21 protein-coding genes are annotated in these 20,733 nt (G+C 66.2%); 15 read left to right on the top strand and 6 right to left on the bottom strand.

The features are described 5' to 3' along the window. Position 1: 1 nt before the first annotated feature. A complete protein-coding gene (locus ACEQZD_RS14250; protein WP_214012911.1) occupies positions 2-1,507 on the bottom strand; it encodes a CoA-acylating methylmalonate-semialdehyde dehydrogenase in 1,506 nt (501 codons plus the stop codon). A 105-nt stretch (positions 1,508-1,612) separates the two neighbouring features. Here ACEQZD_RS14250 and ACEQZD_RS14245 point away from each other — a divergent pair, with 105 nt between their 5' ends. After that, a complete protein-coding gene (locus tag ACEQZD_RS14245) occupies positions 1,613-2,515 on the top strand; it encodes an AraC family ligand binding domain-containing protein (protein ID WP_370186248.1) in 903 nt (300 codons plus the stop codon). A 121-nt stretch (positions 2,516-2,636) separates the two neighbouring features. Here the strand turns inward: ACEQZD_RS14245 and ACEQZD_RS14240 are convergent, their stop codons facing one another. From ACEQZD_RS14240 to ACEQZD_RS14230, 3 genes are read right to left on the bottom strand one after another with little or no spacing between them, the layout of a single operon-like run. Beyond that, positions 2,637-4,064 carry a GTPase/DUF3482 domain-containing protein gene (locus ACEQZD_RS14240; protein WP_370186246.1) on the bottom strand — a complete coding sequence of 476 codons (1,428 nt, stop codon included), beginning with the start codon at positions 4,062-4,064 and terminating at the stop codon, positions 2,637-2,639. Next, complete coding sequence (locus tag ACEQZD_RS14235; RefSeq protein WP_370186244.1) at positions 4,061-5,380, bottom strand: DUF2868 domain-containing protein; 1,320 nt, start codon at positions 5,378-5,380, stop codon at positions 4,061-4,063. Before ACEQZD_RS14235 ends, ACEQZD_RS14240 begins: the two co-directional genes overlap by 4 nt. A gap of 17 nt (positions 5,381-5,397) precedes the next feature. Then, on the bottom strand, positions 5,398-5,637 hold the full coding sequence (locus tag ACEQZD_RS14230) for a kazal domain protein (protein WP_142947645.1): 240 nt from the start codon (positions 5,635-5,637) through the stop codon (positions 5,398-5,400). 133 nt (positions 5,638-5,770) lie between these two features. Here ACEQZD_RS14230 and ACEQZD_RS14225 point away from each other — a divergent pair, with 133 nt between their 5' ends. The 7 genes from ACEQZD_RS14225 (at position 5,771) to ACEQZD_RS14195 (ending at position 12,531) form a co-directional block, all read left to right on the top strand. After that, complete coding sequence (locus tag ACEQZD_RS14225; RefSeq protein ID WP_142947644.1) at positions 5,771-6,535, top strand: ATP-binding protein; 765 nt, start codon at positions 5,771-5,773, stop codon at positions 6,533-6,535. A 242-nt stretch (positions 6,536-6,777) separates the two neighbouring features. Then, positions 6,778-9,618: a monovalent cation/H+ antiporter subunit A gene (locus ACEQZD_RS14220; RefSeq protein WP_142947643.1), complete on the top strand. Its 2,841-nt coding sequence runs from the start codon at positions 6,778-6,780 to the stop codon at positions 9,616-9,618. Further along, complete coding sequence (locus tag ACEQZD_RS14215; RefSeq protein ID WP_142947642.1) at positions 9,618-9,953, top strand: Na+/H+ antiporter subunit C; 336 nt, start codon at positions 9,618-9,620, stop codon at positions 9,951-9,953. The genes ACEQZD_RS14220 and ACEQZD_RS14215 overlap by 1 nt, the downstream gene beginning before the upstream one ends. Continuing rightward, the gene (locus tag ACEQZD_RS14210; protein ID WP_370186239.1) at positions 9,953-11,443 is read left to right on the top strand and encodes a monovalent cation/H+ antiporter subunit D; all 1,491 of its coding nucleotides are present in this window, start codon (positions 9,953-9,955) and stop codon (positions 11,441-11,443) included. The genes ACEQZD_RS14215 and ACEQZD_RS14210 overlap by 1 nt, the downstream gene beginning before the upstream one ends. Continuing rightward, a complete protein-coding gene (locus ACEQZD_RS14205; protein ID WP_142947640.1) occupies positions 11,440-11,925 on the top strand; it encodes a Na+/H+ antiporter subunit E in 486 nt (161 codons plus the stop codon). The genes ACEQZD_RS14210 and ACEQZD_RS14205 overlap by 4 nt, the downstream gene beginning before the upstream one ends. Further along, a complete protein-coding gene (locus tag ACEQZD_RS14200; protein ID WP_142947639.1) occupies positions 11,919-12,188 on the top strand; it encodes a K+/H+ antiporter subunit F in 270 nt (89 codons plus the stop codon). The genes ACEQZD_RS14205 and ACEQZD_RS14200 overlap by 7 nt, the downstream gene beginning before the upstream one ends. 10 nt (positions 12,189-12,198) lie before the next feature. Next, on the top strand, positions 12,199-12,531 hold the full coding sequence (locus tag ACEQZD_RS14195) for a Na+/H+ antiporter subunit G (protein ID WP_142947638.1): 333 nt from the start codon (positions 12,199-12,201) through the stop codon (positions 12,529-12,531). Positions 12,532-12,971: 440 nt separating this feature from the next. On the opposite strand, the gene yihA is transcribed toward ACEQZD_RS14195, so the two are convergent. Continuing rightward, entirely contained in the window at positions 12,972-13,601 is a 630-nt protein-coding gene (yihA, locus tag ACEQZD_RS14190; RefSeq protein ID WP_142947637.1) for a ribosome biogenesis GTP-binding protein YihA/YsxC, read from the bottom strand. A gap of 200 nt (positions 13,602-13,801) precedes the next feature. Here yihA and ACEQZD_RS14185 point away from each other — a divergent pair, with 200 nt between their 5' ends. The 5 genes from ACEQZD_RS14185 to ACEQZD_RS14165 all read left to right on the top strand — a co-directional run bounded on the left by ACEQZD_RS14185 (position 13,802) and on the right by ACEQZD_RS14165 (position 18,203). Beyond that, positions 13,802-14,098, top strand: coding sequence for a cytochrome c5 family protein (locus ACEQZD_RS14185; RefSeq protein WP_067610052.1), 297 nt, complete (start codon positions 13,802-13,804; stop codon positions 14,096-14,098). Between the two features lie 23 nt (positions 14,099-14,121). After that, complete coding sequence (locus ACEQZD_RS14180; protein ID WP_142947636.1) at positions 14,122-14,778, top strand: cytochrome c; 657 nt, start codon at positions 14,122-14,124, stop codon at positions 14,776-14,778. A 187-nt stretch (positions 14,779-14,965) separates the two neighbouring features. After that, positions 14,966-15,604, top strand: coding sequence for a thiol:disulfide interchange protein DsbA/DsbL (locus ACEQZD_RS14175; protein ID WP_067612190.1), 639 nt, complete (start codon positions 14,966-14,968; stop codon positions 15,602-15,604). A 22-nt stretch (positions 15,605-15,626) separates the two neighbouring features. Continuing rightward, positions 15,627-16,526 carry an endonuclease/exonuclease/phosphatase family protein gene (locus ACEQZD_RS14170; RefSeq protein ID WP_370186236.1) on the top strand — a complete coding sequence of 300 codons (900 nt, stop codon included), beginning with the start codon at positions 15,627-15,629 and terminating at the stop codon, positions 16,524-16,526. A 120-nt stretch (positions 16,527-16,646) separates the two neighbouring features. After that, complete coding sequence (locus tag ACEQZD_RS14165) at positions 16,647-18,203, top strand: purple acid phosphatase family protein (protein WP_370186234.1); 1,557 nt, start codon at positions 16,647-16,649, stop codon at positions 18,201-18,203. Between the two features lie 35 nt (positions 18,204-18,238). Here the strand turns inward: ACEQZD_RS14165 and ACEQZD_RS14160 are convergent, their stop codons facing one another. Then, on the bottom strand, positions 18,239-19,411 hold the full coding sequence (locus ACEQZD_RS14160) for a helix-turn-helix transcriptional regulator (protein WP_370186232.1): 1,173 nt from the start codon (positions 19,409-19,411) through the stop codon (positions 18,239-18,241). 158 nt (positions 19,412-19,569) lie between these two features. Between ACEQZD_RS14160 and ACEQZD_RS14155 the strand changes: the two genes are divergently transcribed. Continuing rightward, entirely contained in the window at positions 19,570-19,968 is a 399-nt protein-coding gene (locus ACEQZD_RS14155) for a gamma-glutamylcyclotransferase (protein WP_370186268.1), read from the top strand. Next, a complete protein-coding gene (locus ACEQZD_RS14150; protein ID WP_370186230.1) occupies positions 19,943-20,716 on the top strand; it encodes an alpha/beta fold hydrolase in 774 nt (257 codons plus the stop codon). Before ACEQZD_RS14155 ends, ACEQZD_RS14150 begins: the two co-directional genes overlap by 26 nt. The last annotated feature ends 17 nt before the right edge of the window (positions 20,717-20,733 follow it).

The raw sequence follows: 20,733 nt of genomic DNA, 5'->3' as shown, positions 1-20,733 counted from the left end.
GCTATTTCAGGTTGATGGTCATGTTGGGGCCGCCGTGGGCGCCGTCCGGGATGTCGTCGTCGAACCAGCGGCTGGTGACGGTCTTGGTCTCGGTGTAGAAGCGCACCGCCTGTTTGCCGTAGGCGTGCTGGTCCCCGTAGAAGGATCCCTTCCAACCGGTGAAGCTGAAGAACGGCAGCGGCACCGGGATCGGCACATTGATGCCCACCTGGCCCACTTCCACCTCGTGCTGATACTTGCGCGCGGCGGCGCCACTGGCTGTGAAGATCGAGGTGCCGTTGCCGTAGGGGCTGTTGTTCACCAGCTCCAGGGCCTCTTCCAGGGTATCCACGGTCATGCAGCACAGTACCGGGCCGAAGATCTCTTCTTTGTAGAGCGCCATGTCCGGGGTCACGTCGCTGAACAGGGTGGGGCCCACCCAGTTGCCGTCCGGCAGCCCGTCCACGGTGCAATCGGAACCGTCCAGCAAACAGCTGGCGCCTTCCTCCTTGCCCTGCTTGATCAGCGTCAGCACCCGGTCGCGGGCCTTGGGGCTGATCTGCGGGCCATAGGCGGCGTTCTCGTCGTCCCAGGCGCCGGGGCGGATTTTCGCCAGCTCGTCCTTGAGTTCGTCGATCCACTGTTTGGACTCGCCCACGAACACCGCCACGCTGATCGCCATGCAGCGCTGGCCGGCGGCGCCGCAGGAAGCGCCCACCAGGTTGCTGATCACCTGATCCTTGCGCGCGTCCGGCATCACCACCATGTGGTTCTTGGCGCCGGCGAAACACTGGGCGCGTTTGAGGTGGTCGGTGGCGGTGCGGTAGACGTGCTGGCCCACCGGCACCGAGCCGACGAAGGACACCGCCTTGATCTCCGGGTGGGTGAGCAGGGTGTCCACCTGTTCCTTGCCGCCGTGGACCACCTGCAGCAGGTTCTTGGGCGCGCCGGCGCGCAGGAACAGCTCGGCGAGAATATTGGGGGTCATCGGGTCCTGCTCGGAGGGCTTGAGCACGAAGCTGTTGCCGCAGGCGATCGCCATCGGGAACATCCACAGCGGAATCATCGCCGGGAAGTTGAACGGAGTGATGCCCGCGCACACGCCCAGCGGCTGGGTCCAGGCGTGGCCGTCGATACCGCGCGCCACGTTTTCCACCGTCTCGCCCATCATCAGCGAGCCGATGTTGGCGGCGTGCTCCACCACCTCGATGCCGCGCCACACATCGCCCTTGGCGTCCGCGAACACCTTGCCGGTTTCCTTGGCCAGCACCTCGGCGATTTCATCGTGGTGCTCCTTGAGCAGGTGCTGGTAGCGCAGCATCACCCGGGCGCGCTCGGACACCGGGGTTTCCCGCCATTCCAGGAACGCCTCGCGGGCGGACTGGATGGCGCTCTCCATTTCCTCGGCGGTGGCCGCCGGTACTTCGCAGAGCACCTCCTGGGTGGCCGGGTTGGTGACTGGAATCCAGGTGTCGGTCCGGCTTTGCTGGAATTCGCCGTTGATCAGTTGCGGCAGTCGCGTGCTCATGGAGCCTCCGAAAGTGGGGGTGTTGTTCTATTATTGCTATGGTTTACCACAGTATCGTCCCCATGCGGATGGTTTCTATTGATCGCTGATGGACTATATTGCGGTATGGACTCCAACGACGTCTCCGTCATCGAGACCTCCCAGTGGCCGCTACCCCGGGACGGCCGCCGCATTGTGGTGCCCCAGGCGCTGATTCAGACGCTGGGCGGGCACCCGTTGTGCGGCGACTGCCTGCCCCACGGGGTGGGTTATTACCCGCGCGCTGCCGGCCACCAGATGGGGCGCGCCTCGCCCCGCGATCATCTGCTGATTTATTGCGTGGCCGGACGCGGTGAAGTGGACCTGGGGGGCGACACCCACCCGGTGGGCCCCGGCGATGTGCTGTTGTTCCGGGAAGGGCAGCCGCACCGCTACCGGGCCCGCCCGGACGACCCCTGGACCATATACTGGGTGCACCTGGGCGGCGCCGCCGTGGATGCGTTTTTCGATGCCATCGAGCCGGACCCGCGCGCCGGGCTGGTACCGGTGGGCCTGCACTCCCGGCTCAGCGAAGAGTTCGAAGTGCTGCTGGCCACCGCGGTGAGCTTTCAGATTCACCATCAGGTGCACGCCGCCAATGTGCTGCGCGGCCTGCTCACCTTCCTGGCGCTGGTGCGCCGCCGCCAGCAGGCGCGGCAGGCGGCGCTGGACGTGGACCGGGTGCAGAGCTACCTGCAAAGCCGCCTGCACGAACGGCTGGCCCTGGACGACCTGGTCGCCGCCACCAGCACCCTGTCGCGCTATCACTTTATTCGTGAATACAAACGCCTCACCGGGCAGACGCCGATGCAGGCGTTTCAGCACCTCAAGATCAGCCGCGCCTGCTACCTGCTGGACGTCAGCGACCTGGGCGTCAGCGACATCGCCCGCCACCTGGGCCACGACGACCCCTACTACTTTTCCCGCCTGTTTAAAAAAGTGATGGGCGTAGCGCCCCGCCACTACCGCCGCGAACGCTCCTCCCACTAACCCACGACGCAGGCACTGTGGGAGCGCCCTTATGCGAGCCGGGCGTCTGGAAGTGCGACATGTGCGAGCGGGCCCGGCCCGCGAAAGGGAGCGAAGCTCCCGGCAGGATGCCAGAGACGTACTAGGACACCCCCACCCGCCAAAGCAAAAACGCCTCACCGGCCTGCACCACAGCACTTTCCAGAGCATCTCGGCGCTTCACATCCCCGGGCTCGCGCGGTGGATCCAGTAACGCTTTCTGCAAGCGCTGGCGCTCGCCGCGCGGCAGCTGTTCCAGCCAGTGACGGTCCGCGCCGTCGAGGGTGAGCGGGTCACGCCCGGCGTGGTTGCGGTGGCTGACCTGATGCCAGTGCTCCAGGGCCCGGCCCAGCACCACATAGCCGAACTGCGGATCGCGCACCGGCCCGAAGCCGGCCTCGGCGCCGCCGGTGAAGCGCTCCAGCACTTTCAGCGCGCCCAGTTTGTCGGCGTACTTGCCGCCGTAGAAGACGCTGCCGGCGGCGCCCAACACGCCGCCGATCAGGGCACCGGCCCCCAGCGAGTGGCCGGCGGCGAGCGCGTCGATGCCGGCCCCGCCCAGGGCGCCGGCGCCGAAGCCGGCGGTGGCCAGGTAGGTGCGGCTCACGCCCCAGGTCCGGCGCGCCTGTTCGCTGAACAGGTCGCTGCCCGGCTGCCACGCCAGGGCCTGCTCGCGGCGGCGCAGGTGGCGATGCTGGTAAAGGGCTTCCACGTCGCGGCGCAGGCGCTGCTCCCGTTGGCGCTGCCAGTCCCGCCAGCGTTGCCCGAGTTCGTGTTCGAGCGCGTCGCGGTTGCCGTCGTCGCGCAGCCGGCCGGTTTCCCGGTGGGTGAGCATGTCCGCCAGGGCGGCGGCGATCAGTTGCAGGGCCTGGCGCTGGCGGTGCCGGCGCTGGTCGCGCAGATGGTGGGTGGCCTCCTCAAGCGGCGCTTCCCACTCCGGGGCCAGCTGGCCGAAACCGCGTAGCAGGCTCAGATGCGCCTCGAAGGGAGCGTGCACCGCGTCGAAATCGCGCACGATCTGGAAGTACTGACCCAGGGCGGCGCGCCAGTCGGCCAGGTGGTCGCCCGCGCCGATGCGGTTGATCAGCGCCAGGCTGGGGCGGCCGGTCCAGCGCAGGATTTCCATTTCCGCTTCCTGCTCGCGGCTGTAAGGCACCGCGCCGTCCACCACATAGAGAATGCCGGCGCCCTCCAGTATCGGCGTCAGCAGCTGGCATTCGTCATGGAAACGGGGGTCGTCGCGGTGCTGGGTGACGAAGGCGCGCACCGTGTCCGGCCGGTCCGACGCGGACAGGCTGTGCGCCTGCAGCCAGGCCAGCACCCGGCGCGGGCGCTGGAAGCCGGGGGTGTCGATCAGTTCGTACAGCAGCCGTTCGTCCACGCGCAGCGGGTAGTGGCCGTTCTCCCGGGTGGTGCCCGGCTCCAGGGCGATGGCGATGCCGTCGTTCTGGGCCAGGGTGGCGACAATGCTCGACTTGCCCTTGTTGGGGTGGCCGACCACGGCGAAACGGGGCAGGGGGCGCTCGCTCATGGGCGACACAGCCTGACCGGCCGGTGCCGGTCCACGAAGCGTTGCCACTGGGCCAGCAGCGCGCCATCCACCAGAGCGGTTTGATCGTCGGCGGCGAGTGGCAGCAGCACGATGTCGGTGTTCGCCGGCAGGCTGTGGCGGGCGTCGTCGAGAAAGTCCGCCAGTTCGCCGGTGGGCGGCTCCCAGCCGCGCGTCAGCAGCACCACCGGCAGGCCCAGGTCGGCGCGGGTGAGGGTATCGCGGTCCTGCTCCAGGCTGGCGCTGCCGCCGGCTTCGAGCACCTGCATGGGGGCGTCCTGGAGCAGGTTTCGGGCGAGGTCGGCGCTGCCGGCGCCGGCCCAGCGGATCACCACGCCGCTTTCCGGCGGCGGCGCCAGCGTGTCGGCGGGCGGTACCGCGGGGCCGGCGCCGGCGGCGACCGGTGCCGGGCCGCTGTCCACCCAGGGCGTGGCGAAGCGCTGGCCCAGCGCCGCCCAGCCCGGGTGGCGTCGCAGCAGCACGCCGGCGCGGTGGTTCAGGTGCAGCCGCGCCAGCCCCAGCAGGATAAGCCGGGGCAGCAGCACATAGCAGAGCCACAGCATGGCCAGGAACGGCCACCAGGCGCCCAGGCGTTCCGGGTCGGCGGGAGCCTCACCGCGGAGCCGGAAGTAACGGGATTGCTCCACCAGTTCCAGGCCCGGCACAGCGCCGGGCAGCCAGCCGCGCCAGGGCCAGGCAAGCTGTTCCACCAGGGCGTGATAGGCGGGCGCGGAGGTCTGCAGGGTGGTGCTCCAGCCGAACGCCAGATCGCGCACCAGCACCTGGACCAGCAGGGTGAGCAGGGCGCTGGCGGCGAACGCCAGGCCGGCGCCGTGGGCGGCGCGGGCGGCCAGCTGCGGGTACAGCTGGCGGAGTACCGGCGGCGCGCCGTCGCCCCGGCCCAGCAGCCGGCCCCAGGGGCGCCGGCCGCTTAAGGCCTGGGCGGTGGTGGCCAGAGCGAGCAGCAGTTGCAGCAGGGCCAGCGCCAGAATCAGGGTGACGTTGATGCGGCCCTGGCCGTCCACGTACAGCACGCCGAGCATGGTCAGCACGCCCAGCACCGCGCCGGCCAGGGTCAGCGCGGCCCGGCCGCGGCGCCAGGGGCGCAGCGCCGCGCCGGCGCCGGGGGCGTCCACCGCGCTCAGCCAGGCGGCGGCGTCCGGCGGCGGCGCGCCGTCCTGTTCACGGGCCAGCGCCAGACGGCGGTCGCGGCGGTGCAGAAAGTCCGGCGTGTGCTGCTGGTCGCGGCGGTATTGCGCGTCGAAGTCCAGTAACCGGCGTACGGGCGAAAGCGGCAAAGCGGTGTCCTTGGACGTTATTTAACCGGCACGGTATAGGCGACGCCTTCTTTGGCGCAGCCGCTGCAGGCGTTGCTGTATTCGCCCAGGGTTTCGCCGTTCTTGTCCAGGCCGATCACCGGGCGGTATTCCATGGTGCACATTTGCGGCCGCGGTTCCGGGCAGGGGCGGGCGTTGTCGGGGAGGTTCGCCGGGGTATGGGCGCAGCCGGCGGCTGCCAGGATCAGCGTAAGGCCGGCGAGAGGGAAGCGAATCATGGGTGTCTCCGGGGTCGGTTGCGTGTTTTATCCTGGGTCCATGTTAAAGGTGGACCCGGGGCGGGCAAGCAAGTTCTTTAGTCACCGGGCCGACCGTGGCAATATTTTTGACCTGATTTCCAACGGGGACACCATGAATCACGTTGATTGGCGCGCGGAAGCGGCCGCCATCTGGCGGCCCAGACAGCAACGGCTGAGACCGGTGCGGCACCTGGACCCGGTGGCGCTGGACGATCTGCTCGGCGTGGACACGCAGAAACGGAAGCTGGTGCAGAACACCGAACGCTTCCTGGCCGGCAAGCCCGCCAACCATGCGCTGCTGTGGGGCAGCCGGGGCACCGGCAAGTCGTCGCTGGTGAAAGCGCTGCTGAACGAATACGCGCCGCGCGGGCTGCGCATGATCGAGGTGGAAAAGCACGACCTGGTGGACCTGCCGGAGATCGTCGATGATCTGCGCGAGCGCGCCCAGCGTTTCGTGGTGTACTGCGACGACATTGCCTTCGAGGACGGTGAAACCCAGTACAAGCACCTGAAAAGCGTGCTGGAAGGCTCGCTGGAGCTGCCGCCGGAGAACGTCCGCCTGTACGCCACCAGTAACCGCCGCCACCTGGTATCCGAGTACCAGGCCGACAACGAGCAGAGCCGGGTGGTGGGCCGTGAGATCCACCACGGCGACGTGGTGGAAGAGAAGATTTCCCTGTCCGACCGGTTCGGCCTGTCGCTGAGCTTTTACCCGATCAATGAAGCGCAGTATTTCCAGATCGTCGATCACCTGTTCGGCGAGGTCGCCGACCGCGACCGGCTGCACATTCTCGCCCGCCGCTTTTCCATGGAGCGCGGCGGGCGCTCCGGGCGCACCGCCCGGCAGTTCTATAATCAATTCGTGGGCGAGCTCTGATACCCGGGTGGCGGGCCGGTCTTGTGTTCGCCCCGGATCGGCGTGGCATACTACGGACCCTTTTCAGTGATTCGGTTTTGTATGGACTGCCAATTGCGGCACCACAGAATGATCAGTATGCCCGCCCACTGCCCGCGGCGGGGCCGCCGCCCCTATTTCCCGGATCCGCCCGTTGTCACGCTGAGTTGATGATTTACTGATAAGCTCGACGCGGCGTTGCCGCAACTGACAACGGATTGCCTATGAATCTTTCCATTCTGGTGCTGCTGCCCTTTCTGGGGGCCGCACTGCCGCCGCTGGCCGAACGTTTCAGGGCTTCGCGCACGCTGCTGGCGCTGAGCGCCGCGGCGTTGCCGGCCCTGGCGCTGGCTTTGATGGTGGCGCCCGCGCGACGGGTGATCGCCGGCGAAACGGTGCTCTCTTCACTGCAGTGGCTGCCCAGCCTGGGCCTGGACCTGGCGTTCCGCCTGGACGGCCTGGCGCTGATGTTCGCCATGCTGGTGCTGGGCATCGGCCTGCTGATTATTCTGTACGCGCGCTACTATCTGTCCGCCGATGAGAAAGCCGGGCGTTTTTACGCCTACCTGCTGCTCTTCATGGGCGCCATGCTGGGGGTGGTGACCAGTGACAACCTGCTGCTGCTGGTGGTGTTCTGGGAGCTCACCAGCCTCAGCTCGTTCTTGCTGATCGGTTTCTGGTCGCACAACAGCGGCGCCAGGAAGGGGGCGCGCATGGCGCTCACGGTCACCGGCCTGGGCGGCCTGGCGCTGCTCGCCGGGGTGCTGCTGATCGGCCAGGTGGTGGGCAGCTATTCCCTGGGCGAGGCGCTGGCCAGCGGCGACGCCATCCGCGCCAGCGGGCTCTACCCGCTGATTCTTTGCCTGGTGCTGCTGGGTATTTTCACCAAGAGTGCACAGTTCCCGTTTCACTTCTGGCTGCCCCATGCCATGGCGGCGCCGACGCCGGTAAGTGCTTACTTGCACTCCGCCACCATGGTCAAGGCGGGGGTGTTTTTGCTGGCCCGCTTCTACCCGATGCTGGCGGGCACCAACCTGTGGTTCGACCTGGTTACGCTGGCCGGCATGGCGACGCTGCTGTGGGGGGCGCTGGCGGCGCTGTTCCAGCACGACCTGAAAGGGCTGTTGGCCTATTCCACCATCAGCCATCTGGGTCTGATCACCTTGCTGTTCGGCCTGAACACCGAGCTGGCGGCGGTGGCGGCGGTGTTCCACATCATCAACCACGCCACCTTCAAGGCGTCGCTGTTCATGGCCGCCGGCATCATTGATCACGAAACCGGCACCCGGGACATGCGCCGTATCAACGGCTTGTGGCGCTACATGCCGTACACCGCGGTGCTCGCCATGGTGGCCTCGGCGGCGATGGCCGGGGTGCCGTTGCTCAACGGCTTCCTGTCCAAGGAGATGTTCTTCGCCGAGACCCTGCAGTCCGACCGCCTCGGCGCCCTGAGCTGGGTGCTGCCGCTGGGCGCCACCCTGGGCGGCGTGTTGTCGGTGGCCTATTCGGCGCGCTTTATCCACGACGTCTTCTTCAACGGCGAGCCGGTGAACCTGCCCAAGTTTCCGCCCCATGAGCCGCCCCGTTACATGAAAGTGCCGGTGGAGATACTGGTGGCGCTGTGCGTGGCGGTGGGCGTGTTCCCGGCGCTCACCGTGGCCGGGCTGCTGGCGGTGGCCGGCACCGCCACGCTTGGCGGTACTCTGCCGGAATACCATCTTTCCATCTGGCACGGCTTTAACCTGCCGTTGCTGATGAGCGTCATCGCCCTGGTCGGCGGCGTGCTGGTCTACAGCCAGCGGCAGCGCCTGTTCCGGTGGCGCGCGCGCCTGCCCGAGATCAACGCCAACCTGATTTTCGAGCGCGCCATGCAGGCGGTGGCGGGGTTCGCCGGCGCGTTGAGCGGGCGCTTGCGCAACGGCTCCCTGCAGACCTATGTGGCCTGGTTGCTGGCGGTGGTCTCGCTGGTGCTGCTGACGCAGCTGGGGCCGCGTTTGCTGAGCGGCGACCGGGCGCTGCTGCCCCTGGACGGGGTGGCGCTGCTGGCCGGCGCCATGTTGATCGTGGCCGCGGTGATCACCGCCATTCTGCACCGCCACCGGATGACGGCGATCATGTCGATCAGCGTGGTGGGGCTGGTGGTGTCGCTGGTGTTCGTGCGCTTCTCGGCGCCGGATCTGGCGCTCACCCAGCTTTCCGTGGAAGTGGTCACGGTGATGCTGCTGATCCTGGCGATGTACTTTCTGCCGGTGCGCACCAGCGCCGAATCCGGCGTGTTCAGAGTGTTCCGCGATCTGTTCCTGTCGGTGGTGGTCGGCGGCGGCGTCGGCGTCATGGCGTTCGCCATGATGACCAGCGACTTCAACAGCATCAGTGGCTTCTTCCTGGAGAACGCCAAGCCGGGCGGCGGTGGCACCAATGTGGTCAACGTGATCCTGGTGGACTTCCGGGGCTTCGATACCTTCGGTGAGATCACCGTGCTGGGCATCGCCGCCATGGGCATCTACGCGCTGCTCAAGGATCTCAAACTGACCTCGCCCCGGGCGGATTCCACCGGCCGGCCCTGGGCGCGGGACGCGCACCCGCTGGTGCTGGTGACCATCTCGCGGCCGTTGCTGCCGCTGGCCCTGCTGGTGTCGGTGTACATCTTCCTGCGCGGCCATAACCTGCCCGGCGGCGGCTTTATCGCCGGCCTGGTGACGTCGGTGGCGCTGTTGCTGCAGTACGTGGCCTCCGGGGTGGGCTGGATGCACCACCGCATGCCCGGCGACTACCACCCGGTGGTGGCGTTGGGCCTGCTGCTGGCCGGGATCACCGGGGTGGCCTCCTGGTTGTTCGGCCATCCGTTCCTGACCAGCACCTTTGATTACATCCACTGGCCGCTGGTGGGCAAGTTCGAGGTGGCCAGCGCCATGCTGTTCGATACCGGTGTGTTCCTCACCGTGGTGGGCGCCACGCTGCTGATGCTGGCGAACCTCGGCAAGCTGTCGCTGTTGGACGACAAGGGCGCCGGCACCGGCGCCGGGAATGACCCTGACCAAACCGGCCAGAGAGGAGGCGCCTGATGGAAGTGATGCTTGCGTTGATCATCGCGACGCTGGTCGGTTGCGGCGTCTATCTGACCCTGCGCGCGCGCACCTTCCCGGTGATTCTGGGCATTACGCTGCTCAGCTACGGGGTCAACCTGTTCGTGTTCGTGTCCGGCCGCTTGAGCCTGAACCAGGTGCCGGTGGTGGGCATGTCCGAAAACGCCAGCGACCCCTTGCCCCAGGCGCTGGTGCTGACCGCCATCGTGATCGGTTTCGCCATGACCGCCTTTCTGGTGGTGCTGGCGCTGCGCGGCCAGGGTGAAATGAAGAGCGATCACGTGGACGGTGGCTCCGACGGGGAGGACGGCTGATGGAACATTTGATCATCGCGCCGATTCTGATCCCCGCGTTCGCGGGCATGCTGCTTTTGCTGGAGGTCCGCGAACGCCAGCACCTCCGCCGCCTCACCGGTCTGCTGGCGACCCTGGCATTGATCCCCGTGGCGCTGGGCCTGTGGCAGCAGGCGGCCAGCGGCGATATCGGCGTGTATCAGCTGGGTGACTGGCGGGCGCCGTTCGGCATCGTGCTGGTGCTCGACCGGCTGAGTGCCCTGATGGTGCTGCTCACGGCGGTGCTGGCGCTGCCGGCGCTGATCTACGGCAGCCGTGGCGACGACCGGCGCGGCGCCAACTTCCACGCGCTGTTCCAGCTGCAGCTGATGGGCATCAATGGCGCCTTCCTGACCGGCGACCTGTTCAACCTGTTCGTGTTCTTCGAGGTGCTGTTGATCGCCTCCTACGGGCTGGCCCTGCACGGCCGTGGCCCGGCCCGGGTGAAGGGCGGCATTCACTATGTGGTGCTCAACCTGATCGGTTCGGCGCTGTTCCTGGTTGCGCTGGGGCTCGCCTACGGCACCACTGGTACGCTCAATATGGCCGACTTTGCGGTCAAAGTGAGTGAACTGGAGGGTAACAGCCTGGATCTGGCGCGCCTTTCCGGCCTGCTGATGTGGGTGGTGTTCGGCCTGAAGGCGGCGCTGTTCCCGCTCTATTTCTGGCTGCCGGCCACCTACGCCAGCGCCACGGCGCCGGTGGCGGCGCTGTTCGCGATCATGACCAAGGTGGGTATCTACGCCATCGCCCGGGTGTACGGCCTGGCGTTCAGCGGCGGCGCGCTGGCCGGGCTGGGCCGGGACCCGCTGTGGATTCTGGCGCTGATCACCCTGGGCCTGGCGGCGGTGGGCGTGCTCGGCGCCCGCCGCCTCGGCGAAATGGTGGCCTATTTGCTGGTGATGTCGGTGGGCACGCTGGTGGCCGGGCTGGCCTGGTCGTCGCCGGCGGCGTTCGGCGCCATGCTTTACTACCTGATCCACTCGACCCTGGTGTGCGGCGGCCTGTTTCTGCTGGCGGACCTGGTGTCCCGGGGGCGTGGGGAACTGGCGGACCGGCTTGAAGCGGGGCCGTCCCCCGTCGGCCGCGGGGTGCTCGGCGCGCTGTTTTTCGCCGGCGCCATCGCCGTGGTCGGCCTGCCGCCGTTATCCGGCTTTATCGGCAAGGTCGCCCTGATGCAGGTGGTGCCGGCGCCGGTCTATTGGTTGCTGTTGCTGGGCGGCGGCCTGATCGCCCTGATCGGCCTGAGCCGGGCCGGGTCGACGCTGTTCTGGCGGGCCACCGGCGACGGCGAAGAACGCAGCCTGGACGGGCCGCGCCTGGCGGCCACGGTGGCGCTGCTGGCCACCACCCCGGCGCTGGCGATCTGGGGTGAGCCGGTGCTTGAAGCCTGCCTGGCGGTGGCCGGGCAGTGGGCGCAGCCCGGCCTGTATATCGACGCGGTGCTGGGCGCCGGGGAGAGTGCGTTATGAGTCGAGTATTGCCGTTTCCGCTGTTGAGCCTGTTTCTGTGGGCCACCTGGATGCTGCTTAACGGCTTCTCCTGGGGGCACGCCCTGCTCGGTCTGGTGCTCGCGGTGGTGCTGCCGCTGGGCACCCAGTCGTTCTGGCCCAATGTGCCGCGCCTGCGCAACTTCCCCAAACTGGTGCGGTTCGTGCTGGTGGTGCATTGGGACATTCTCACCGCCAATATGGCGGTGGCGATTCTGATCCTCGGGCCGCCCCGGCGTTTGCGGCCCGGGTTCGTGGAGCTGCCGCTGGACCTGACTGACGAGTTCGCCATCACGCTGCTCGCCAGCACCATCTCGCTGACGCCGGGCACGGTCAGTGCCGATGTCAGCGAGGACCGGCGCACCCTGCTGATCCATGCCCTCGACGTGGACGACCAAGACGCCATGATCCGGCAGATCAAGCAGCGCTATGAGCGGCCACTGAAGGAGATTTTCGAATGCTAGAGACCGCGCTGACGATTGCCTTCGGGCTGTTCGTGCTGGCCCTGCTGCTCAACCTGTACCGGTTGTTGCGCGGGCCCACGCTGCCGGACCGGGCCCTGGCCCTGGACACCATGTACATCAACACCATCGGGCTGATCGTGCTGTACGGCATTTCCTCGGACAGCAAGCTCTATTTCGAGGCCGCCATGCTGATCGCGTTGATCGGCTTCGTGAGCACCGTGGCGGTGGCCAAATACATGTTGCGTGGCGACATCATCGAGTAGGGACGACACTATGAACGAGATCGTTGAATTTCTGGTCAGTGCCTTCATTCTGGTCGGGGCGGTGTTCGCGCTGGTGGGGTCCATCGGCCTGGTGCGGCTTTCGGATTTTTATCTGCGTCTGCACGGCCCGACCAAAGCCAGCACCCTGGGCGTGGGCGGCACCATTCTCGGGTCGCTGCTGTTTTTCTCCTGGCAGGAGCGGGCGTTGCAGCTCCAGGAAGTGCTGATCGTTCTGTTCCTGTTTATCACCGCTCCGGTATCGGCGCACATGCTGGCCAAGGCGGCCATGCACCGCAATCTGAAGCGCCGGGAAGATACCCGCGGCGGCCCCTGGAAGCAGTAGCCGCAAGCGGGTTTAATAGTGCTTGTTGTGCAGGAATTATGAAATTTGTAAAAGGTATTAGGACGTGGAAACTTTTTCCAAAGGCGGCCAGTCCTAATCAATAGCTACGGACCGGTACCCCCGATCCCCCAGTACCCTCACCGGTTCGTAGCTTCTGGACACCCCGGTCTCTCCCCCAGGAGGCTGGGGCGGCAAGCCTCCCTGGCAGCGCAGTCGTTCCCTTCCCCCACTTGCTGCCAGGGATTTTTTTTGCCCACTGAAAAGTGGGACTTCCCCTCTTCCTTCTTCTTGCCGTTCACTGAAGCAAGAGGCATGCCTGTTTTTGGAAATCGGTAAAAGACGTTTTATGTCAGTGGGTTACACTGAATCGGCACGCTTTGGCCGGTGCCGCCCCTGCGCCAGAGCGGTGTCGTAAAACGTCGCCGGAGTGACGGACCCGGTCAGCCCGCCGGGTCCGGCGGCACCGCCAGCCAGGTGCCGAGCTGGCGCCAGGCCTCGTCGCAGCCGCTGCCGTTGGTGGCGGAAAACAGCTGGGCGCTGAGCGGCGCCGGGTGATCGCGGACGTCCTTGAGCACCTGCAGCAGGGTGTTCTTGGCGGCGCCGTACTTGAGTTTGTCCGCCTTGGTGATCAGCAGGTGCAGCGGCATGCCGGCGCGCGCCGACCATTCCAGAATCAGACGGTCGAAATCCTTGAGCGGATGGCGGATGTCCATCAACAGCACCAGCCCGGTGAGGCTTTGCCGGCGCGCCAGATAATCGTCCAGGTCGCGCTGCCATTGCTGGCGGGTCACCTTGTCCACCTTGGCGTAGCCGTAGCCGGGCAGGTCCACCAGGCGCCGCTCCTCGTCCAGCTCGAAGAAGTTCAGCAGCTGGGTGCGGCCCGGGGTCTTGGAGGTGCGCGCCAGGGTGCGCTGGCCGGTGAGGCGGTTGATGGCGCTGGATTTGCCGGCGTTGGAGCGGCCGGCGAAGGCCACCTCGAAACCCGCGTCCGGGGGGCACTGTTCCACGTTCTGGGCGCTTTTCAGGAAGCGGGCCTGGTGGAGAAGGCGCTGGGTCGGATCTTGGGCCATTATCGGTCTCTCAGTGAGCGCGGACAGCGAATACCCGCGCCTTTAATAAGGCATATGACGGGAGCGAACCTCTAGTATATAATGCGCGCCGTCGCGCGTTCGCCGTGCGGCCGACGTTCTACAGGTGTTTGTGTGCAAAGGCAAATTCGGCGCCGACGCCTGAGTAAGCCAGCATGTCGCCAGCTCATGGGGAGATTCACATGAAAGGTTTTGCCACGGGGCTCGCCCTCGCCATCGCTATGAGCCTGTCGGCCGGTGCCCAGGCCGAATCCGTCAAAGAGCTCTATGATCAGAGCTGCACCTACTGCCATGCCAGCGGTGCCGCCGGCGCCCCCAAAACCGGGGACCAGGCCGCCTGGAAGCCGCGCATGGACAAAGGCATGGACACGCTGGTCAAGCACGTCGAGGAGGGCTACAACGCCATGCCCCCGGGCGGCATGTGCGGCGACTGCTCCAAAGAAGATTATCGTGCTCTTATTGAATACATGACCAAGTAATCCCTGCTCTTGAAGGAAAGGCCATGAAGTGTTTCAAGCTGTTCGTGCTGTTGGCTGCCGTGGTGGCCACCCCCTTCGCCCTGGCCGAGGGCGACCCGGAAGCCGGTAAAGAGAAAGCCCAGGTATGCGCGGCCTGCCATGGCCCGGACGGCAATTCCCCCTCCGGCCAGTACCCGAGTCTGGCGGGGCAGGGCGAGCGCTACCTGATCAAGCAGCTTAAGGCCTACAAATCCGGTGAGCGCGAGAACGCCATCATGCAGGGCCAGGCCGCCAATCTGAGCGAGCAGGACATGCAGGACCTGGCCGCCTTCTTCACCGAGCAGTCCGTGAAAACCGGCCAGGTGAAGCCGGACCTGGTGGAAATGGGCGAGCGTATCTATCGCGGTGGCGACGTGGAGCAGGGCATCCCCGCCTGCGCCGGTTGTCACGGCCCCGCCGGTCAGGGCGTCGACGCCGCCGGTTTCCCGGCACTGGCCGGCCAGCAGCCCGCCTACACGGAAAGCCAGCTGAAAGCGTTCCGCGCCGTCGGCCGCGAGGACATCGGCGACATGGCCAAGCGTGACAACGATCCCCAGGCGATGATGCGCACCCTGGCGGCGAAGATGAGCGACGCCCAGATCCAGGCGGTCTCCAGCTTCGTGGCGGGTCTCTCCGCGCCGGAGCGCGACAGCGACGAATAACCCGCTGTTGATCGGCGTTCAGCGAAAAGGCAGCCTTCGGCTGCCTTTTTTGTGGCCGCCGTTCATGGGCAAGACGGCGCCAATGCGGTAATAATGCAACTTTCCGTGACCGTGGGGAGCGTTTTCGCGTTATCACGGTCCTATCTGCCACGATCAAAGTGGAACAGCCAACAACAAGGAGAACCTCATGTTGCGAACGGTTATGGCGGTGCTGCTCGGCCTGACTCTTACGGCGGCGGCCTGGGCACAGGAATCCGGCGGCGAGCACGCCCGCTACGCGGAAGGGACCCACTACAAGGTTCTGGACAATCCCGGCAATGTGGACGAGCCCGGTCAGGTGGAAGTGCGCGAGTTCTTCTCCTACATCTGCCCGCATTGCTTCAGTCTGGAGCCGGTGATCGAGGACTGGCTGGAAGACAAGCCGGAGCACGTTAACTACGTCCGCTCGCCGGTGACCTTCCTGCAGAACGCGGAGCCCCTGGCCCGCGCCTACTATGTGGCGGACATCCTCGACAAGGTGGATGAGATCCACAAACCCCTGTTCGACGCCATTCACAAGCACCGGGAGCCGCTGTTCACCCCCACCGCGCTGGCCGACTTCTTCGCCAAATACGGCGTGGAAGAGGATGAGTTCAACCAGCTCTACAGCTCTTTCGGGGTGTCCACCAAGCTGCGTCAGACCGACGCGCTGGCCCGCGACTACCAGATCCGCGGCGTACCGTCCTTCGTGGTCAACGGGAAGTATCTGATTCTTCGCGACGGCCTGCGTAACAATCAGGAAATGTTCGACGTGATCGACTTCCTGGTGAAGAAGGAACGCCGCTAGCCCTTTCGGGAGTTCAAGCTGAATGCTGTTGGAGCGCGCGCGAACCGCGTACCAGTCCTGGAAAACCCGGCCCGCCGGGTTTTCCTTCGCACGCGAAGGCCACCGCCGCACCCGCCGGGTGCGCGAGGTCACCCTGCCGGATGACACCCTCAGGCTGCTGAGCTTCAACATTCAGGCGGGCATCGGCACCAGCCGGTTCCGGGAGTATTTCACCGGCAGCTGGAAGCATCTGGTGGCGCACCCGCGCAGTGTCGAGACCATCGAGCAGATCGCCGATGTGGTTCGCCATTTCGATGTGGTCGGCCTGCAGGAGGTGGATGGCGGCAGTTTGCGTTCACGCAATGTGAATCAGTTGGTTCACCTGGCGTCCCTGGCCGATTTCCCCTTCTGGCATCAGCAACTCAACCGCAACCTGGGCCGGCTGGGCCAGTTCAGCAACGGCTTTCTGAGCCGCCTGACGCCCTATTCCGTGGAGGACCACATCCTCCCCGGCCTGCCCGGGCGCGGCGTGATCCTGGTCAAGTTCGGCCACCCGGTGGAGCCGCTGGTGCTGGCGGTGGTGCACCTGGCGCTGGGCGAGAAAATGCGCAACACCCAGTTGGCCTACATCACCCGCCTGCTGTCGCCGTTCCGTTACGCCGTGGTGGTGGGTGATTTCAATTGCCGGCTGGAGCACCTGGGCAGTTCGCCGCTGGCGGAGCTGGGCCTGCGCGCCGTGGAGGGCGACCTGAACACCTTCCCGAGCTGGGCCCCGTACCGGCACATCGATCATATCCTGGCGTCCCCCGAGCTGGAGGTCAGCCACAGCCGGGTGCTCACCGACTGCCTGCTTTCCGACCATCTGCCCCTGGCCACGGAAATCCGCATCCCCGACGCGGTGCGGGCCGCCACCCTGGAACACCGGCTGCCGCTGATCGACTGAGCGGCGGTTTACGCGTCTTCACGAAATACTCACAAAATCGCTAAGCCCGGAGGGATCGGTTTAAGAGCGCCGACATCTTTGCCGGCCATGCTCTCTGTTTGATTCGCGGAGGGCGGTTTAATGGGTAGGACTACCGATGAGGAAGAGCCGGGTTTGGTCAGTAATGGCCGGCGGCTGTTTTTGCTGGGCATGGCCGGCACCGCCGTGGTGCTGTCCGGGTGCGGTGGCGGTGGGGGAAGCGACACGGTGACGCCGGCACCCAATGAGCCGGCACCGCCCGACCCGGATCCGGGCACGCCGCCGGAACCACCGACGCAGCCCCCGGCACCGCAGCCGGACAGCCATCCGCCGCGTGGCCTGCATGTGAGTCTGGAGGACAGCACCCGGCGGACACGCACCGTGACCTGGTTCAGCGACGGCAACGAGGCGCCGGCCCAGCGCCTGGAATACGACCAGCCGGAAGCGGACTGGGACCCGCAAAGCGTGCAGAGCCGCCCTTTCCTGAAATGGGTTTACGCGCGCTCGGAGCCCACCTTCGGTGTGGAGGCGCTGACGCACCGCGCGATGGCGCCGGCGCTGGACCCGCGCAGACCGTTCCGCTACCGCGTCGGGTCACCCGAGGGGGGCTGGTCGCGGGTCTACTGGCTGGCGCCGATTGACACGCAGCGCTGGTCGTTCACGCACTTCGGCGACCACGGTATCAGTGAGCGGGCCAAACGCGTGGTCGATGAGAGCCTTCAACATCCCAGCGATCTTCTCTTGTTGGCCGGTGATCTGTCGTACGCGAATGGCGAGCAGCCGATTTGGGATCAGTGGTTCGATCTCGCCGAGCCCCTACTGGCGAGTACCGTTACCATGGCGGCGGCCGGCAACCATGAGGCCAAGGATGGCGACGGCCTGAACGCCGGCAAGGCCTTTAAAAGCCGTCTCACTCACCCCGACCCGCTGTTGAATAACCTCAATGACAACCCGGGAAGTACCTACTACCCGTTTGACGTTAACCGGGTGCATTTCTTCGTCAGTAGCGCCGGCGCTTTGATCGACGACTTTTCCCTTGCCGAGGAATTGATCAATTTGGAGATCGATCTCTCAAAAGCGGCGCTACGCCGGTTGCGGGGCGAGATCGACTTTATCGTGCTGGTGCAGCATTACCCGATCTGGACCGACCAGCTGGGGCGCAGCCCCGCCAATTTCGCCCTGGTTACGCTGCAGGAGAATATTCTTCTACGCTATGGCGTGGATCTGCTGCTTGTCGGGCACGACCATGTCTATCAGCGTTCCCACCGTATGGCCTACGGGTTCCGCTCTCCTTTCGGCTACGTACAGGTGATGGCGGGCACTGGCGGCGAGTCCGTGCGTTTGTTCGACGAGGCGCCGCAGGATTGGTCGGCGTCTCAATTCGTGGGTATCGGGTTGGTGCACTATCAGGTCGAGCCGGGCCGCATTACAGGCGAATTCTGGGGCGCCGCGCCGGAGGGGCTGGAGGATGAAAACCGCCAGACCGTGACCGGACCTTTTCAGCCGCGTGACCGCTTCGTGGTCGAAAAGCGCGGTCTGTTGGCCTGCCGTGACTGCGCCCTGCCGGCCCGGTCGCCCGCTGAACTGCTCGCTGATTATCCCGATGTCGTGGCCCATACGCGACGCCGTAACCGCCTTGCCCATGAGCATCGCGGCTAAGCGACAGTCTCTTAAGGATGCCGGGTCGGAGGTCGCTACAGCTTGATCGGGGGCGCCTCCCTGGGGCGCAGGGCCGGTGACAGCAGAATGCGTGCCGCCAGTTCGTTCTGCCGGCGGGTGCCGGTTTTCCGGAACACCGACTTCAATTGCCCGCGTACCGTCTCCACCGATAAGGACAGACGGTCCGCCAGGCTTTTAAGGTCGCTGCCTTCAGCGATCGCGGCGGCGACGCGAGCCTCCGCCGAGGTCAGATCAAACAATTCGGCAACCTGTTGTTCGTCCACCGCGCCCTCGTATTCCGGCGCGTGGAAGTAAACCAAGGCGCGGCCTTCTGGGGCCAGCAGAGCGCCGCTATTGGCCGGAGCGATGGGCCCCACCATGCACACCAGCCTGCCGCCATCCCGTCGGGGCAGAGACACGGTGCCCCCGGAGTGTCGCCAGTCCCGGCCGGCGCCGGCAATGACGCGGTCCACCAGAGTCAGAAAGCGCTCCCTCGGGCCTTGCCGCTTGGGTGCCAGACGTCCGTGCCGGCAGGCCAGACTTTCCTCGCCGGCGATCAGCGCCTGCGCGCGGTCGCAGAGAAATTCCACGCGGCCGCCTTGAGCGAGCACCGCGAATGGCCGGTGCGCGGCCGTTCGTCCGCCGCGCTGGCCCCATTCCAACTGATGCAAGTGGCGGGTCAGGTCGATGGCCCGGCGCACATGGGGCACCAGCTCATTGAACCAGGCGGTATCCTGTGCCTCGTAGGGGCCCTGCCCGCCGGTGCGCTGCACCAGCAGCTGGATGGTGTAGTCATCGGCCTGGTACACGGTGCCGCAGACACCGTGGTGGATATCCAGGCCGCGGGCCCAGTCGTTATAGAACTCGGTCTTGTAGAAACGGCGCTGCCGGCAGGAAAAATCCAGGTAGGTGGAGTACAGGCGCCCGGCGGGCTTTTCCTTCAATTCCGGGCGCCAGGGGCAGGTGTTGACGAAATAATCCACGTAGTCCTGGTGGGCGCGGTCGTCGATATTGATCTTGGTGCTGGAACGCACCGTTTCCGCCGCCTTGTCGAGTACCAGCAGACGGGCCGAACGGGATTGGCTGACGGTGACCAGCTGGTGGAGAAAACTCCGCCACAGCGACTGATCCGTGGGTGTGGCGTAAAGCGTATCCAGAAGCGCCTGATGGCCTGCCCCGGTATAAGGAAGTCTGCTAGAACCTTCCATAAAACCCCCAATGTATCCTTGTCCCCCACGGTCAACTATGTCACAAAACAAGGCGCGCCGGTGACACCGGCGCGTCAACGTAACGATTGGACAACCGACCGCAAAATGCCGACACCGCCAATTACGCTGCCGCCAAGGGTGGAGACGCCGTCTTGAGAGTGTTCGTCTACGGCACGCTGCTGACCGGGGAGAGCAACCACGCCTGGCTGAAGGGCGCGTCATGTCTCGGCCGGTGGACCACGCCGCCACGCTTCACGCTGATCGATCTGGGCCCTTACCCGGTGCTGTCGGCGGGTGGCCGCACCGCCGTGACCGGCGAGGTCTATCGGATCAGCCGCCTGATTCTGCAGCGCCTGGACGTGCTTGAGGGCTATCCGGCTGATTACCAGCGGCGCCTGATCGACACGCCCTGGGGGCACGCCTGGGTGTACCTGCGCGCCAGCGCCCCGGCCGGTCGGCCACTGCACCATGGCGACTGGCGGCGCCGTCCGCTGGCGCATCGAGCCTTTTATCCGCTTAGGGGGAAACAACTTGGAACGCGAAGTCATACTGAGTGACGGGCGCCGGCTGGCGGCCACCGAGAAGAACGGCGCCGGCGACACCCTGGTGGTGCTGGTGCACGGCTGGTGCTGCCGACGCAGCGACTGGCACGCCTACCTGGAAAGCGCGCCGGAGACGGTGAGTTTTCTGGCGCCGGATCTTCCCGGCCATGGCGATTCCGCATCGACCCCGGGTACCTGGACGGTGGCCGGCATGGCGCGGGACCTGGCCGCTATGGTGAACGCCCGACGGCCCGCCAGGGTGGTGCTGGTGGGCCATTCCATGGGCGGCGCCGTGGCGCTGGAGGCCGCGGCGCTGCTGGAATCCGTGGCCGCGGTGGTGTTCGTCGACACCTTCATCATTCCCTACGGTGATCTGTCGGAGGACGACGCCGCCGGCATCGAGGGCGGCTTCCACGAGGATTTCCCGGCGGCGGTGGGCAGGCTGGTGGAGGCCAACACCTCCGACGCCATGCCGGAGCACCTGAAACAGACGCTCGGCGCGCAGATGGCGTCCGCGGCCCCGGACAAGATGCTGCCGCTGTGGGGTGACCTGTTGCGCTGGAACCCGGAGCCCGCCTTCGCGGCCGTGAAGGCGCCGCTGTTCGCCATCAACGGTGAAATGATCCCGGATGTCGCCCGCCAGCGCTGCGCCGGCCGGGTCAGTGACACGGTACTGGCGTACCCCGGCCATTTCCCCCAGTGGGAACAGCCGGAGGCGTTCAGCCAGGCCCTCAACAAGCAGCTCGAAGCGCTGCGGCTCTAGCGGGCCTCAGTGGCGCA

Origin of the sequence: Alloalcanivorax sp. (assembly GCF_964221125.1) — a bacterium.
GTDB lineage: Bacteria > Pseudomonadota > Gammaproteobacteria > Pseudomonadales > Alcanivoracaceae > Alloalcanivorax > Alloalcanivorax venustensis.
Note: the sequence above shows the minus strand (reverse complement) of the source record. Positions and strands in the feature narration are given on the sequence as shown.

Coding starts and splice junctions, on each gene's coding strand:
- ACEQZD_RS14195 (WP_142947638.1), top strand. CDS start 12,199: ATGAACGAGATCGTTGAATTTCTGGTCAGTGCCTTCATTCTGGTCGGG.
- ACEQZD_RS14160 (WP_370186232.1), bottom strand. CDS start 19,411: ATGGAAGGTTCTAGCAGACTTCCTTATACCGGGGCAGGCCATCAGGCG.
- ACEQZD_RS14245 (WP_370186248.1), top strand. CDS start 1,613: ATGGACTCCAACGACGTCTCCGTCATCGAGACCTCCCAGTGGCCGCTA.
- ACEQZD_RS14220 (WP_142947643.1), top strand. CDS start 6,778: ATGAATCTTTCCATTCTGGTGCTGCTGCCCTTTCTGGGGGCCGCACTG.
- ACEQZD_RS14230 (WP_142947645.1), bottom strand. CDS start 5,637: ATGATTCGCTTCCCTCTCGCCGGCCTTACGCTGATCCTGGCAGCCGCC.
- ACEQZD_RS14205 (WP_142947640.1), top strand. CDS start 11,440: ATGAGTCGAGTATTGCCGTTTCCGCTGTTGAGCCTGTTTCTGTGGGCC.
- ACEQZD_RS14240 (WP_370186246.1), bottom strand. CDS start 4,064: ATGAGCGAGCGCCCCCTGCCCCGTTTCGCCGTGGTCGGCCACCCCAAC.
- ACEQZD_RS14165 (WP_370186234.1), top strand. CDS start 16,647: ATGGGTAGGACTACCGATGAGGAAGAGCCGGGTTTGGTCAGTAATGGC.
- ACEQZD_RS14175 (WP_067612190.1), top strand. CDS start 14,966: ATGTTGCGAACGGTTATGGCGGTGCTGCTCGGCCTGACTCTTACGGCG.
- ACEQZD_RS14185 (WP_067610052.1), top strand. CDS start 13,802: ATGAAAGGTTTTGCCACGGGGCTCGCCCTCGCCATCGCTATGAGCCTG.
- ACEQZD_RS14250 (WP_214012911.1), bottom strand. CDS start 1,507: ATGAGCACGCGACTGCCGCAACTGATCAACGGCGAATTCCAGCAAAGC.
- ACEQZD_RS14170 (WP_370186236.1), top strand. CDS start 15,627: ATGCTGTTGGAGCGCGCGCGAACCGCGTACCAGTCCTGGAAAACCCGG.
- ACEQZD_RS14215 (WP_142947642.1), top strand. CDS start 9,618: ATGGAAGTGATGCTTGCGTTGATCATCGCGACGCTGGTCGGTTGCGGC.
- ACEQZD_RS14200 (WP_142947639.1), top strand. CDS start 11,919: ATGCTAGAGACCGCGCTGACGATTGCCTTCGGGCTGTTCGTGCTGGCC.
- ACEQZD_RS14225 (WP_142947644.1), top strand. CDS start 5,771: ATGAATCACGTTGATTGGCGCGCGGAAGCGGCCGCCATCTGGCGGCCC.
- yihA (WP_142947637.1), bottom strand. CDS start 13,601: ATGGCCCAAGATCCGACCCAGCGCCTTCTCCACCAGGCCCGCTTCCTG.
- ACEQZD_RS14210 (WP_370186239.1), top strand. CDS start 9,953: ATGGAACATTTGATCATCGCGCCGATTCTGATCCCCGCGTTCGCGGGC.
- ACEQZD_RS14180 (WP_142947636.1), top strand. CDS start 14,122: ATGAAGTGTTTCAAGCTGTTCGTGCTGTTGGCTGCCGTGGTGGCCACC.